12 protein-coding genes are annotated in these 13570 nt (G+C 38.5%); 3 read left to right on the top strand and 9 right to left on the bottom strand.

Annotated features, from left to right (window positions below):
* Positions 1–5: 5 nt before the first annotated feature.
* The 3 genes from ABDV71_RS00270 to ABDV71_RS00260 are packed head-to-tail and all read right to left on the bottom strand — an operon-like array spanning position 6 to position 2449.
* A complete protein-coding gene (locus tag ABDV71_RS00270; RefSeq protein WP_343530385.1) occupies positions 6–1391 on the bottom strand; it encodes a hypothetical protein in 1386 nt (461 codons plus the stop codon).
* Positions 1388–2089: a ComF family protein gene (locus tag ABDV71_RS00265; protein WP_343530384.1), complete on the bottom strand. Its 702-nt coding sequence runs from the start codon at positions 2087–2089 to the stop codon at positions 1388–1390. The genes ABDV71_RS00270 and ABDV71_RS00265 overlap by 4 nt, the downstream gene beginning before the upstream one ends.
* Before the next feature lie 33 nt (positions 2090–2122).
* Positions 2123–2449 (bottom strand): helix-turn-helix transcriptional regulator, encoded by a 327-nt coding sequence (locus tag ABDV71_RS00260; RefSeq protein ID WP_343530383.1) that lies wholly within the window; start codon positions 2447–2449, stop codon positions 2123–2125.
* Between the two features lie 549 nt (positions 2450–2998).
* Here ABDV71_RS00260 and ABDV71_RS00255 point away from each other — a divergent pair.
* Positions 2999–4183 (top strand): thioredoxin-like domain-containing protein, encoded by a 1185-nt coding sequence (locus ABDV71_RS00255; protein WP_343530382.1) that lies wholly within the window; start codon positions 2999–3001, stop codon positions 4181–4183.
* Here ABDV71_RS00255 and rlmN read toward each other — a convergent pair.
* The 6 genes from rlmN to ABDV71_RS00225 all read right to left on the bottom strand — a co-directional run bounded on the left by rlmN (position 4180) and on the right by ABDV71_RS00225 (position 9822).
* A complete protein-coding gene (rlmN, locus tag ABDV71_RS00250) occupies positions 4180–5229 on the bottom strand; it encodes a 23S rRNA (adenine(2503)-C(2))-methyltransferase RlmN (RefSeq protein ID WP_343530381.1) in 1050 nt (349 codons plus the stop codon). The two genes, ABDV71_RS00255 and rlmN, sit on opposite strands and share 4 nt — an antisense overlap.
* Positions 5230–5308: 79 nt before the next feature.
* Positions 5309–6850 (bottom strand): SPFH domain-containing protein, encoded by a 1542-nt coding sequence (locus ABDV71_RS00245; protein WP_343530380.1) that lies wholly within the window; start codon positions 6848–6850, stop codon positions 5309–5311.
* A 1-nt stretch (position 6851) separates the two neighbouring features.
* Positions 6852–7418: a hypothetical protein gene (locus ABDV71_RS00240; protein ID WP_343530379.1), complete on the bottom strand. Its 567-nt coding sequence runs from the start codon at positions 7416–7418 to the stop codon at positions 6852–6854.
* A 90-nt stretch (positions 7419–7508) separates the two neighbouring features.
* On the bottom strand, positions 7509–8432 hold the full coding sequence (rluF, locus tag ABDV71_RS00235) for a 23S rRNA pseudouridine(2604) synthase RluF (protein WP_343530378.1): 924 nt from the start codon (positions 8430–8432) through the stop codon (positions 7509–7511).
* A gap of 112 nt (positions 8433–8544) precedes the next feature.
* Positions 8545–9042, bottom strand: coding sequence for a DinB family protein (locus ABDV71_RS00230; RefSeq protein WP_343530377.1), 498 nt, complete (start codon positions 9040–9042; stop codon positions 8545–8547).
* 90 nt (positions 9043–9132) lie between these two features.
* Positions 9133–9822, bottom strand: a complete 690-nt coding sequence (locus ABDV71_RS00225; protein ID WP_343530376.1) for a YafY family protein — start codon at positions 9820–9822, stop codon at positions 9133–9135.
* 127 nt (positions 9823–9949) lie between these two features.
* Here ABDV71_RS00225 and ABDV71_RS00220 point away from each other — a divergent pair, with 127 nt between their 5' ends.
* Together ABDV71_RS00220 and ABDV71_RS00215 are read left to right on the top strand one after the other, a co-directional pair.
* The gene (locus tag ABDV71_RS00220) at positions 9950–12427 is read left to right on the top strand and encodes an ATP-binding protein (protein ID WP_343530375.1); all 2478 of its coding nucleotides are present in this window, start codon (positions 9950–9952) and stop codon (positions 12425–12427) included.
* Between the two features lie 166 nt (positions 12428–12593).
* Positions 12594–13382, top strand: a complete 789-nt coding sequence (locus ABDV71_RS00215; RefSeq protein ID WP_343530374.1) for a Cof-type HAD-IIB family hydrolase — start codon at positions 12594–12596, stop codon at positions 13380–13382.
* The last annotated feature ends 188 nt before the right edge of the window (positions 13383–13570 follow it).

Here is a 13570-nt window from a genome sequence, read left to right as displayed (position 1 = left end):
AAAAATCAATTTTTTTCATAACAGCCTAATTCAGAAGGAAATAATCTTTCTTTTCCTAGGATGTCTTTTGATAGATAGGTTGAAAAATAGGGATGAGTCAGTAAGACAATTCCTTTGTTTTTTACAGGACTGGTATCGTTAATCCTAAAATTGCCTTGTCTCGAATTAATGAACAATGGATCAGCATTAATCAAATTGCCGTTATTGGTATAGATTTGCTGGCTGCTTTTGATGAGATTGCTTTTAACTTCAATCGCCGAAACGGCACTAGATTTCTTTTCTACAGTAAGTTCGTCTTCCAAACTTCCCCAAATAATGTTATTGGTTAAGGTTGCATTTAAGGAAGCAAATTCGCTGGTGCTAATAAAGTCAGAAAGAAAGACCGCTGGGGTTCGTCGGGCAAAATTGTAATTGTAAGCTGCAAAAGTATTTTGGGCCAAATCGTAGGTGCCGCCTCCAATACCATAAACTAAATATTGGCCACAATTGTAGAAGAGATTGTTATAAGCGACCAATTGGGTATGATAGCCCAAAAATCCCACTACTTGCATGTTTTTAACTACAGTATTGGCTAATACCAATTTAGGGTTGCTGTTTGATGAAAGAGAATCGACTGTAATACCCGCAATGCCATTTTTAATGGTAGCATGATTGATTACTGAGTTCTTGCTACTACCATAGAAATGCAAGCCATTCCATTGACCGGGCTCTTCTTCGTATATGCGTTCTGTTCTATCACTAGCAAACAAAATGGTGTCCTTTGGAGTGCCCATTGCAGTTAATGTTCCCTTAATGTTCATCGTAGAACCGTTATGGAAGAATATTCTGCTGCCCGCTGCAATGTTTAATGTAACATTTTCAGGTATGGTCAAAGAGTTATAAATAATGTAGGGCAGTTTGCTGTCCCATGTGGTATTACTATTAATGGTGGCATTTTTAAGGAAATTGGCATTTTGTCCATAAGCAACCAGTGGAATTTTCTCTTTCTTTCCATTAAAGAACATCATGATGGAGTCTTCTACAATGAAAGGCTGGTTTTGGGTAGTTGGGTTGACCATTACCTTCACCAAAATATTGATAGAATCTTTCCCGTTGATTTTTACATTTCTCCCTTGAACCATTTGCTTGCCATTTACATTGATACTAAAAGGTGAATTTGCTCCCCCACCTACTTTAATATCATCTATGTTAATCGCTTTTTCATTATAGTTGAACACTTTGAATCTTCGTACTGTGGAGCCAACAGAAGTAAATACGGTATCAAATAATACACTATCTGTAGAGAAATTAAGCTTTGCATTAGGGTCAAAAGTAATATCTTCGTCTTTATTGCAAGCCGCAAAAGACAAAGTAAGCGTTGCTAGTAAAAGAAGTAGATAATTGTGTTTCATTGTTCTGCAAATGCTATAGCTGCAATACTTAATTTTTTAACCCCGTGGTTCATCAATATATTTCCACTAGCTTCCAAGGTAGCTCCAGTAGTTACTACATCGTCAACTAGCAGAATATGCTTATTGGCAAGCCCTTCCGTATCGTTAACGCAAAAAACATCTTGCATATTCTCGTAACGGGTATATCTTGCTTTTTTGGTCTGGCTTTCGGTCGCTTTATTTCTCATTAAGCTCTTGGTATCCATTGGAATGCCAAGCTCCTCGGCCAAACCTTTTGCAATATACTCACTTTGATTGTAACCTCTTAGCCTAAGTTTCTTTTGATGAAGTGGAACTGGGACAATAACATCAATATCTACATATAATTGACTTTCTGAAAGTCTTTGCGCCAATAACTTTCCTAAACGGATTCCAATATTGGTTTGGTTTTTATACTTTAAGCCATGTAACAGGTTTTGAACTTTTGTTCCTTTTTTAAAATAGAGCATCGCCATTGCAGTTTCTAGGGGCAAACGTCCCCAAAACTGTTTGGCTAATAGATTATTTGCATGAAGGTGATAATCAGTATAGGGTAAATCATAAAGGCAAGCGGTACAAATATCCTTTTCCCCGTGGTATAACAAATTTCCACAACCATAACACAGTTCTGGAAATAAGAGATTGATGAGGTCTTCGATATAATGTTTTAAGGTAAACATCTTAAGATTGCTAATATAGATTGGAAATAATCACTATTGCTGACCCAATACAATTTTAAGCTCTCGTATTTCTTTAGCTTGTAAAGCAATAATTTCTTTTAACGCTTCGACCTCATCAACGCCTAGTCCATTTCGTTGGCTTGATTGGAAATGCTCGATTTCTTTACCAAGAATATTCGCAATTTCAATTAAACGTTCCTTCGTGATATTGATTTTTCCGTTTTCTATTTTTTGATAAGTACTTTGGCTAATGCCTAGTTTTGACGCCATATATTCTTGGGATAGACATTGTTCATCCCTATAGCGTCGAATATAATCCCAGCTTTGGCCATAGATGGTTTTCATTTCCGCTCTGGACATTTTTTTTAGATTTTGCATAGGTGTTGGTAGGTTGGGTCGTTAGAAATTCAGTTAGTTAGATGAATAAATTTATTCACAAAAAAATTTAAAAGCAAATAGAGCTTTATTAATTTTAGGAACAACTAGTTGAAATAAGGCAGCACGATTGCAAGCGACACTGCCTTAGAAACGAGTGCCAACGTATATTGCCACCGCCGTAAGCAGGCCAGCGTGGAAGGCCTGCAAAACTTAAACATCCAAATTTATAGGGAAAATGAACAAATTAAATCAATTAACTAGAACTGAGATGAAAAAGGTGATGGGAGGAGCTGTCCAACCATCCCATAATGAAAATTGTGGACCGACTAACCCGTATGGAGATTATACTTGTTGCACTTGGGATGGCGCTTACTACGTAGGACCTATGGATTGTGATTCCGCATCTTTGGAGTGTGCTGGATTAGGTGGTCATGGAATAACTACTGATCCGTCAAGATGTAATTGGTAATTTTATTTACTCTTGTGAGCTGGAATTATTTGGTTCCAGCTCATCTTAGGCATTATTAAATAATGAAAAAAATAAGGTACATAATCTTTTTTGTATATACCATGTCATTTGCGTCATGTAATCAAGAAAACTTTGTGACCGTAGCAGTGGAGTTCAAAAATCAAGATGAGGTTTTAGTGAAATTTTGGCTCGATGATAAAATTTTACGGAATAACACCATTAAACAAGGAAGACTAGATGCTGTAATTAAGGTGCCAAATAACAGGCTTTTCTATATTTCTTTCCATAATCCAAAACCTGATAGATTTATCAAACATGTACCAATTTATAATAACCCTACGTTAAGGCTGTTTACTGATGATCAAAATAATAGTAGTTTTACAATAAAGGCTAATTCCATGAAGGATTTATATGATATGGATAAGTTTTTGGTTGTTACTTCATCTAAAAACCAAATCGATTATAGTCGTTATCAATCCTTACTTAAAAAGGATAGAGAAAATAATCAAGCAAAATTTAACGCCCTCAGTAAAAAGCAAGACAATGCTTCTTCAGCTAAAAACGATTCGTTGTATACATTGTATACGGATTCTCTAAGATTTCAAGAGCAATTGAATAAAACATCTCATAATAAAGTAACTAGAGGTTTTATAGCCAATAACCCAAATAGTTATGTTTCCATGTACTTGCTTTCAGAAAGATTAGATTTAAAAAATAATCTAGCACTCTATCAGCTGTTATACAACAAGGCGGATAGGAAATATAGGAAGAGCTGGTATGGCTTGTATTTTGCCAAGCGTGCAGAGCAATTGGAGAAACTGAAAGAAAAATATATTAAAAAGCTAGAGGTTAACGCTTTTGATGTGAGTGGTTTGAGTTTTAATTATGGGAAGTACGCTAATAGTAAGTTGATTGTTTTTGATATATGGGCCACTTGGTGCGTTCCGTGTATGGAAGATATGCCTGCTGCTTTAAAGCTGGCAAAGGAGCTGGAAGGTAAATCGGTTAGTTATGTTTTCCTCTCGTACGATTTTAATGATAAGTATTGGAAGCAACAGAGTCAAAAACTAGGGCAAATAAACAGCTATTATCTATCGGGAAAGACCAGAAAGTTTCTTGACGAAGAATTGGTCGTTACAACTATCCCTAGATATATGATTTTGAATAATAAAGGGGAGGTATTGGTATTGGATGCGCCATCGCCGTCATCTCCAGGGCTCAAGAAATTAATTGAAAGTATGCTTTAACCCTTTTCCTTTACTGCCAATTGTCCGCAGGCGGCATCAATATCCTTACCGCGACTCCTTCTGATATTGGTGGTGATTCCCTGCTTGCGAAGATAGGCTGCAAAAGCATCAATTTTATCGCCTTCGGCATTAATGAAATCTGCAAACTGGATAGGGTTGTATTCGATAATGTTCACTTTGCAAGGAACGTGCTTACAGAATCTGGCCAGTTCCATGGCATCTTGTATCTCGTCGTTAAAGTTGTTAAAAACAATATACTCGTAGGTAACTGGATTTTTGGTTTTTTGGAAATAGTATTTCAGCGCTTCTGCTAAGGCAGTTAATGAATTATGCTCGGTAATAGGCATAATTTCATGGCGTTTCTCGTCATTAGCCGCATGAAGAGAAAGTGCCAAGTTGAATTTTACACCATCATCGCCCAGTTTTTTAATCATTTTGGCAATACCTGCGGTAGATACCGTAATCCTCTTATAGGACATATTCAAACCATCTGGAGCAGTAATGCGTTCTATAGATTTAAGTACATTGGCGTAGTTCAGTAAAGGCTCGCCCATGCCCATATACACAATGTTGGTAAGGGGGATATTGTAGTTCTGCTTGGCTTGCTGATCAATTAAAACCACTTGGTCGTAAATCTCGTCTGCATTTAAGTTGCGCTTACGCTCCATATAGCCTGTGGCACAAAATTTACAGGTTAAACTACAGCCCACTTGTGAACTTACGCAAGCTGTCATTCGATCTTCAGTTGGAATTAAGACACCTTCCACAATGTTGCCATCATATAATCTAAAAGCATTTTTGATGGTATGGTCGTTGCTGAATTGCGCATTGCTGATTTCAACCGTATTGATGGTATAGCCATCATCAAGTTTTTTGCGCAAATCTTTTGAAAGATTGCTCATTTCCTCGAAACTACGTGCAGATTTTTCCCAAAGCCACTGATAAACTTGTTTGGCCCTAAACGCAGGTTCGCCCATATCCTTAAAATGTTGGGCTAACTGTTCTGGACTAAGTGCTCTGATGTCTATTTTTTTTGTGCTCTGCATGAGGCTACAAAGGTACTTAAAAAGATTGAGGCTTCGAAAATCTAATTCCGAAGCCTCAAAAAGGTACGTTTATTAAATTTTATGCTTTAGGATTGGTACTGTTTGTATCAATGCTTGGCGTAATTTCTGCGTCTTTATCTTCACCCTTTAAATAGGTTGGCAAGTTTAAACCAGCCATGTTAAATAAATCGTTCAAAGGTGGTACAGTTTTCATCATGCCCGAAACAAAGTTTGCGGTAGAGCCGGTGCCATTTTCACCTGTTCCATTACCTGAATCCCAAACCGTAATTTTATCAATTTTGATGTTCTTAACGGCTTCAACTTGTGTTTTAACCAATTCTGGTAACTTCTCAATCAACAATAGTTGGAAGGCCTTGGTTGGGTCACCACCTGCTGCCGCTACTACTTCACGATAGCCCTCTGCTTGTTTGGTCAATATTTCGAACAAACCTTTCGCTTCGGCTTCCATTTTGGCGTAAATCGCATCGGCTTCACCTTTAGCATTTTCCCTAATGGTTTCTGCATCAGCCTGTGCCTGAATGATTGCTTTTTGTTTAGCAATTTCGGCAGGTACTACAATGTTGGCAATTTGAGTGGCTCTTTCTCTATCAGAGCGGGCTTCCTCAGCTTTTTGTTCGGCTAAATAAGACGCTTCCAATGCTTTTGCCTGTTGTACTTTTTCTGCTGCTACTGCAATTTTCAATGCTTCAGCTTCTTTTTCTCTACGCAAGGCATCAGAACTTGCAATTTCTATTTTGGCCTCATTTTCTCCTTTTACGGCAATAGCGTTAGCTTCCGAAGTTTTGATACGAGTATCTCTTTCGGCTTCTGCCTTACCAATGGCTTCATCTTTAAATGCAGAGGCAATGCTGATTTCCCTATCTTTCTGTGTGATAGCGATTTTTACATCGCGTTCACGTTGTGTCTCTGCAATTTGAACGTCTTTTTCTCTATCAGCAATGGCCTTACCAGTTTCTCCAATTTTGGTTTGCTCGGCAACGCTAATGATGGCTTCATTAATCGCTTTTGCAGCAGCCTCCTTTCCTAAAGCTTCAATATAACCCGATTCATCTTTGATGTCAGTTACGTTTACGTTGATGAGTTTCAGGCCTATTTTCTTCAGCTCGGTATCTACGTTTTTAGAAATGTTATCTAAAAATTTATCACGGTCTGAGTTAATTTCTTCAATAGTCATGGTTGCAATGACCAAGCGTAGTTGACCAAATAAAATGTCTTTTGAAAGTTCTTGGATATCGCCAGGAGCTAAGCCTAATAAGCGCTCGGCCGCATTGTTCATGCTGTCCGCTTCGGTAGAAATGGCAATGGTAAATCTACAAGGGACATCAACGCGGATATTTTGTCTACTTAAGGCATTTACCAGGTTGGCTTCAATAGAGATTGGCTTTAGATCTAGATAAGCAAAATCTTGGATTACTGGCCAAATAAAGGCACCACCACCGTGGATACATTTGGCAGAAGTGCCACCAGTTTTTCCATAGATAACTAAAATTTTGTCGGAAGGACAGCGCTTGTATCTGGCCAGCAACGCTGATAGCGTTACGAATACAACGATAACGGCAATTAAAACAATGGTGATAGGCGATTGTAAGAGGTTTTCCATGTTATATTTTTTCTACGAGTACTAAGTTGTTACTTTCTATTTTTATGATTTTGATGGCGGAGCCACTGGCTATTTGCTCCTCATTGGTAATGGCATCAACTTCCCTAAAGGAACCATTAATGCTTACCTGAATTTTGCCCATTCCAGTTCTTTTTTCAGGGATACGTAGGTAAACCGAACCACTCCTGTGCAGCAATGACTCAATTTTAAAGGAATTATCTTCGGCCAGCTTTTGTATTTGTCTGATAATGGCGAAGAAAATCAGGATAAAAGCTACGCCTATTACTACGGAAAGGATAAGAAGCAGGGGCTTATTGCTAATTAGGCCATAAAATGAAATCCCTGTCCAGCTAAAACCCAATAAAAAGTTAATAAGGTTCCTAAAAGAAAAAAGTTGGAAAGGTGCATGAGCGTTGTCTAAGTCTCCATCAAAGTCAGCATCGATGCCATCTCCCGAATCGGCACCTATAAAAGTCATGATGGTTTGAATGATAAAGACAAGGCTTACGGGTATTGCTAAATACCAAAATACCCTAAGTAAGGGTTCAAGATTGTTCAGTGCGTCCATAGATTGCTTGTTGAGGTTTCTGGCTAATATAATGAAAATAGCCGGTTTTTTAAAGCAATTCGAGGAAAAAGCAGCTGAAAATATCGTTTTTTATCGTCTTTTTCCCTTTGAACTAAAGTTGCCGGGTTTCGATTTGGAAAAACCTCCTTTGGTATTTTTGTTATTGGGCTTGTTCCCAGGTTTCGAAGAACTAGACCTGGATCTTCGGTCTGCATTTGCGCTTGTATGGTTCGGTTTTGCCTTGTTAAAGCTTTTTTGTGGTTTTGTAACGGGTTGTTTTTGTGGCTTAGAGGTTTCCGAACTTGAATCCGCTAATAATTTGTAGAGGTCTGTTTGTTCCTTTTCGTCTAGCTCACGCCAATCGCCAATGGGCAACCCCTTGAGGGAAATGTTCATAATGCGTACGCGCTCTAGTTTGGTTACCTCATAACCAAAATATTCACACATGCGGCGTATCTGTCTGTTAAGTCCTTGAATAAGGGTGATTTTAAAGACATTACTGCCTTCCTTTTTTACCTTGCATTTTTTGGTCATTACACCGAGAATAGGAACACCACTGCTCATATCCTGTATAAATTGTTGGGTAACCGGTTTATTTACCGTTACGATGTATTCTTTCTCGTGATTGTTACCAGCTCTAAGGATTTTATTGACCAAATCACCATTGTTGGTTAAGAAAATCAGGCCCTGTGAATCTTTATCTAACCTGCCAATTGGAAAAACTCGCTCACTATGGTTGACGTGTTCTACAATATTATCTTTAACTCCAGCCTCAGTAGTACTGGTTACACCTACGGGCTTATTGTAAGCAATGATGATTATATTTTCTGCTTCGCGAGCAGCAATTTTTTGTCCGTTAACGCTTACCAAGTCGCCAATGGCCACTTTGTCTCCTACCTTGGCTCGCTTACCGTTGATAAATACTTGGCCCAACTCGATAAATTTATCGGCTTCTCGCCTTGAGCAGAGTCCGCTTTCGCTAATGTATTTATTTAAACGTGTGGTAAGTTCCATGATTAGAGTTGGTATTGAAATGCAAATTAACCAATTCTAATTGGGATATGCTCATAAATAGCCTTGCGAAGTTCAATTATAAACTTCGCAAGTGATTATTCTTGTCAATTCATCAGAAACCCAGTTCATCTGCACTTGGCCCATAAGATCCCGGGATTGGAATATCTAACAAACGTAGATACACGCCTAATTGTGCTCTGTGATGGGTGATTTGGTTAAGCGATACTCGAATGATGCCATATTTGGTCATTTCGGCATGGATTTGCTCGCCAGTACGCAACACCCAAGGCTTGTCCAAATCTGCTTCGCTCAAGGTGGAAAGGCTATCCAAACTCTCTTGCGTGTTTTTCTCCATTAAGGCGATAAGTTGTTCGTTATTTTCGGCTTTTGCTGGATTGTAAGGTGCGGTAGCAAAATCAAGTTCTTCTGTTTCAATACCTAGCTTTGGCCAGCTGCTCAAATCAGCAATGTGAGTCGCAAGATCTAACATTTTCATGCTTTTTTCATGTGGTGCCCAGTCTGATTTTTCGAAAGGGATCAAAGCTAAAAATTTAAGGGTGGTTGCAGTTTCGTTTGCCAACTCTTCTTTCAATTGATTGATAATATTCATGTCTAAATTGTTTTGTTAAACAAAATTGAGACCTGCTACTGACAACCCTATGGCAGCGTGTTTTTTTTATTAAAATTATTTTTTTCGAGTTTAAAAATCCACAGGAAGGAACTTCATATATTCCTCCAAGGGCATGTGTTTTTCTTTCTTGAAAGGTTCGCAACGGTTCAGGATATCTTTTATCCTGTCTACCCTAAAGTCGCGGTACTCGTTGCGCAAGTGGCACCATGCAATCAAATGCCAACCAAAAGCATAAAAGATCAGGCCAATAGGTTCAATCTCTCTTTTGCTAACTTCCTCTTTATTATTTTTATAACCAATAATAATGCAATGTTTGGCGCTAATGGCATTTTGCAGCTGTGCAAGATATTCAAAGTCATTCTTTAATCGCTCTGGTAGTTGTAGTTTGATATTTTGGTTAAGGCTTTCCAGAACTTCTTTTTGGTTGCTTTTCAGCACGTTTTTTACCTTGTCCAAAGCACTGTGGTAATGTTGTTTGATGGATTTGTCGGCAAAGCCCTCTAAAAAGCGTTCCATCATAAGTAATGCTCCAGCTTCATCGGTATTGAAGGAAACGGGAGGCAGGAAATAGCCCTGTACAATATAATAACCCTTGTTGGGTTCGAAACTAAGAGGTACACCCTGTTCGGCCAATGCTTTAACATCACGGTAAACCGTACGTACACTAATCTCAAATCTGTCGGCAATGGTTTCGGCACTTACATGCTTCTTAGATTGCAGTAAAATAAGGATTCCAAAAAGCCGATCTATTCTGTTCATAACACAAATATAAAAGCAGAACACTTGGCTCACAACCTTTGTTGAATTAATAATTGATGGGAATTGTTACAATTTTTTTAAATAGTTAAAACACTTTCGGTGCGTGTTTTGTGGTTAATCTTAATATATGGCTATCAAATCAGCAGCTCAATCCCAAAAACGATTTTTTACAGCTACCAAAGGAAAGGTTGTAATCGGTTTCCTGTTTGCTGGTCTAGCCCTGTTATTGGCGTGGGGCGTAAGTAGATTTGTGTTTGGTGAAATATTGGTAACCGTAGAAAAAATATCAGCGCCTAATGATAAACTGCGGATTGTGAACAAGCTCTCGCATCAAATTGCATCTCTAGATCAGTTGCAGCGGGAGCCGAAAAATAATGTTAGTTTTTTTGCCGCAACTCAAAAGCTTCGCAGAACACTTGATACTTTAACTACATTGTATGTTAACGACGAGGAGCAGTTGAAGCGTATTAAAACCTTGAAAAACCTACTAAAAGATAGGGATAAGCAATTCTTGCTTTATTTGGAAGTAAAGGAGAATTTGGTGAATACCCAGTCGTTTTCGGAAGAAGTAGAAAAGCTGAATGAGTTATTTGTACAACGTACCCGAGAGGCTGATAGTGCAGTTTTTACCACTCAAACATCTACATCAACCACTACGGTAGCGCCAGAAGAGGAACAAAAGTCAAGAGGATTTCTCGCTAGGTTATTTGGCAAAAAAAAGGCAGATGTTTATAAAATCATCAGTGAAGAATATAAGGTAAAAAGAGACACGCTCAATCCGCAGGCACAGGATAGTGTGATCCAAAATGTAGAGACTACGTTAAAGACCATCGAAACCGAGCAGCGGGAGAAAAGTAACCGTTTCCTAAAGAGGGAGGCCGAGCTAGCCAGTTCAAGTAGTGCCCTGACCAAACAAATGCTCAATGTACTTCGTGAAGTAGAGGCCGAGGCGCTGATGCAAATTGACCTGAATGGCGAGCAAGCAAAAGGAATTGTTAACGAAGGGGTATTTCAAATCAAAGTCATCATTATTGCCTTTTTTGTAATTACCTTGATTTTAGGCTCGCTTATTTTAGCAGATATTACCAAAAACAACAAATATAGGCTGGCACTAGAAAAAGCAAAAGAAGAGGCCGAGTATCATGGTAGGGCAAAGCAGCGCTTTCTTTCTAACATGAGCCACGAAATTAGAACGCCCTTGCAAGCCATTTTGGGTTATGCAGAATTTATATCCAAACAAGAAAATCCTGATAGAAAGCACGTGGAAGCCATTCATCGCTCTTCTGTTCATCTACTTCAAATTGTAAATGAGGTACTAGACTATAATCGGATCACTTCGGGAGAATTTAGCTTTCAAAAGGAAGATTTTGATTTGAAGAAATTATTGGATGAAGTGATTGATGCAGTGAAGCCTCTTGCTGAAAATAAAGGCATTAGTTTGATCACGAACTTTAATCTTTCGGAACAGCACTGGATGAACGGAGATGCTTTTAGACTAAAACAAGTGTTGTACAATTTGCTGGGAAATGCTATCAAGTTTACATTAAAAGGCCATGTGAAGCTAATGGTAGACTGTAAGCCATATGAAGGTAACTTGCATTGCTATTTTACGGTAGAAGATACTGGGATTGGTTTTTCGGAGGAAGATCAAGAGAAAATTTTCAAGGAATTTGAGCAAGGCGGGAATCCCAATCATCAATCTATTAATCAAAATGGAACAGGTTTGGGGCTAGCCATTGTAAAAACACTGATAGATGCGCAGGGTGGAAGAATTAATGCCAAAAGTAAACTCGGAAAAGGGACTTCTTTTGTCGTTTATCTTCAATTTAAAGCCGCTCAAATGCCAACGGAAATTGTAAGTTTAGAAAATGAAGATGTTATAGACCACACTAAAACCGTGTGGGTTGTGGACGATGACAAATTGATTTTGGACTTATGTGAGTTGATTTTTTCTGCGCATCAAATTCCTTTCAAGGTTTTTAGCACTGCACAAGCAATACTGTCTGAGCCAATAGACCAAAACTTATCTTATGTATTTTTAGATATGCGTTTGGAAGGTGTAACGGGTATTGAGCTACATCATCAGTTACGTAGAAAATTGCCAAATAAAGTTAAATATTATGCCATTACTGCACAGGTATTACCTGATGAACAGCAGGCAGTGTTAGATCAGGGGTTTGAAGGGATTATTATTAAACCATTTAAGGCCGAAGATTTATTGTCACTTTTTGTATTGCCTGCTGATACCATACGAAAGGTAGATTTTGACGATAGTTCACTACATAAAATGACCATGGGCGACCAAGCAATGATGACCAAGATATTGGCCAGTTTTATGCAAGATTGCGAAGATGACCAAGAGTTATTGCAACAGGCTATTGATGACCAAGACCAGGCACATGCAAGGTTGGTGGTACATCGGTTGGCAGGCCGCATCTCTCAAATTGGAGCTAGAGAATTAGGTGGCGATTTCAGACAACTTGAACAGGAGATTGCAAGGGTTGAGTTAATTGATCACCAATTGCAAGCCAAAGTACTCACGTTAATGCAGCAACTGAAGTCGTTATTGGAAACGGTAAAACTTAGGATTCATTCTTTTTCTTGATTTCAACCTTGTAGCCACGTCAACTTTGTCAATCTTAGCCCGACCTGTTTATAAGATTGACAAAGTTTATCCTATGTGGATTATTTGGGCAACTCAGATTAGTTAATACAATGTTATATTTTGGGTTCTTTTTGCTTGCCGTTATTGGCTTTGCTAAATTTGTGATATGCAAAATCCATCCGTAAGAGCTGTTTTTTTCGATATCGACGGCACATTGTTAAGTTTTAAAACACATCAAGTTTCCGAATCAACAGAGAAGGCTATAGCAGCGTTGCAAGCCAAGGGAATTAAAACCATTTTGTCTACTGGGCGTTCAATTAATAGCATTGACCATATCAAATATTTAAATTTTGACGGATTTATCACCTTTAATGGAGGCTACTGTGTTGCGCCGCAAGGGGATGTGCTGTTTAAGAAATGTATTGATGCTGCGGATATTCAAGCTATTCTAAATTACACAAAGGAAAATGCCATAAGTTTTTCCTTCATGTCGGAAAAAGAAATCAGCATTCATGACGTTACGCCAGAAATTGCGGGTATGTATGCGCATTTGAATATACCTGTGCCTCCTTTGGTAGATTTGGATAATGTTGATGTGAATTCGGTATTGCAAACCAATATCTTTTTGGGGCCCGAGCAGGAAGCGGCTTTTATGGCGGCAGTAATGCCAAACTCGGTAGCATCTAGATGGACACCTTTGTTTGCCGATGTTAATCCGAAGGGACAAAGTAAAAAAATAGGTGTTGATGTTTTCTGTAAGCATTTTGGTATTGATCTAGCAGAAACTATGGCTTTTGGCGATGGGGGTAATGATATTGAAATGCTCAAGCATGTAAATATAGGCGTAGCTATGGGCAATGCTAATCCTGAAGTGAAAACCATTGCCGATTATGTTACCGATGATGTGGATAATGATGGTATTTGGAATGCTTTAAAACATTTTGGAGTGCTGTAAGAATTTCTAAATCTTCATTGAAAGGAAGTAAAATCCAATTTCCTAGCCGTTTCAAGTGGTGCGTATTCCGATTTTTCTGAAGGGTTAGGGAGAGGTTCTTTTTATTCTAAGTATACTCGTTTTGTGTAATAAACCTTATTGAAGCGACAGCTCCAAGGCGAGCTTCGGCCTATAGCGGAAAGAAGGGC

The organism is Pedobacter sp., assembly GCF_039594775.1.
GTDB lineage: Bacteria > Bacteroidota > Bacteroidia > Sphingobacteriales > Sphingobacteriaceae > Pedobacter.
Note: the sequence above shows the minus strand (reverse complement) of the source record. Positions and strands in the feature narration are given on the sequence as shown.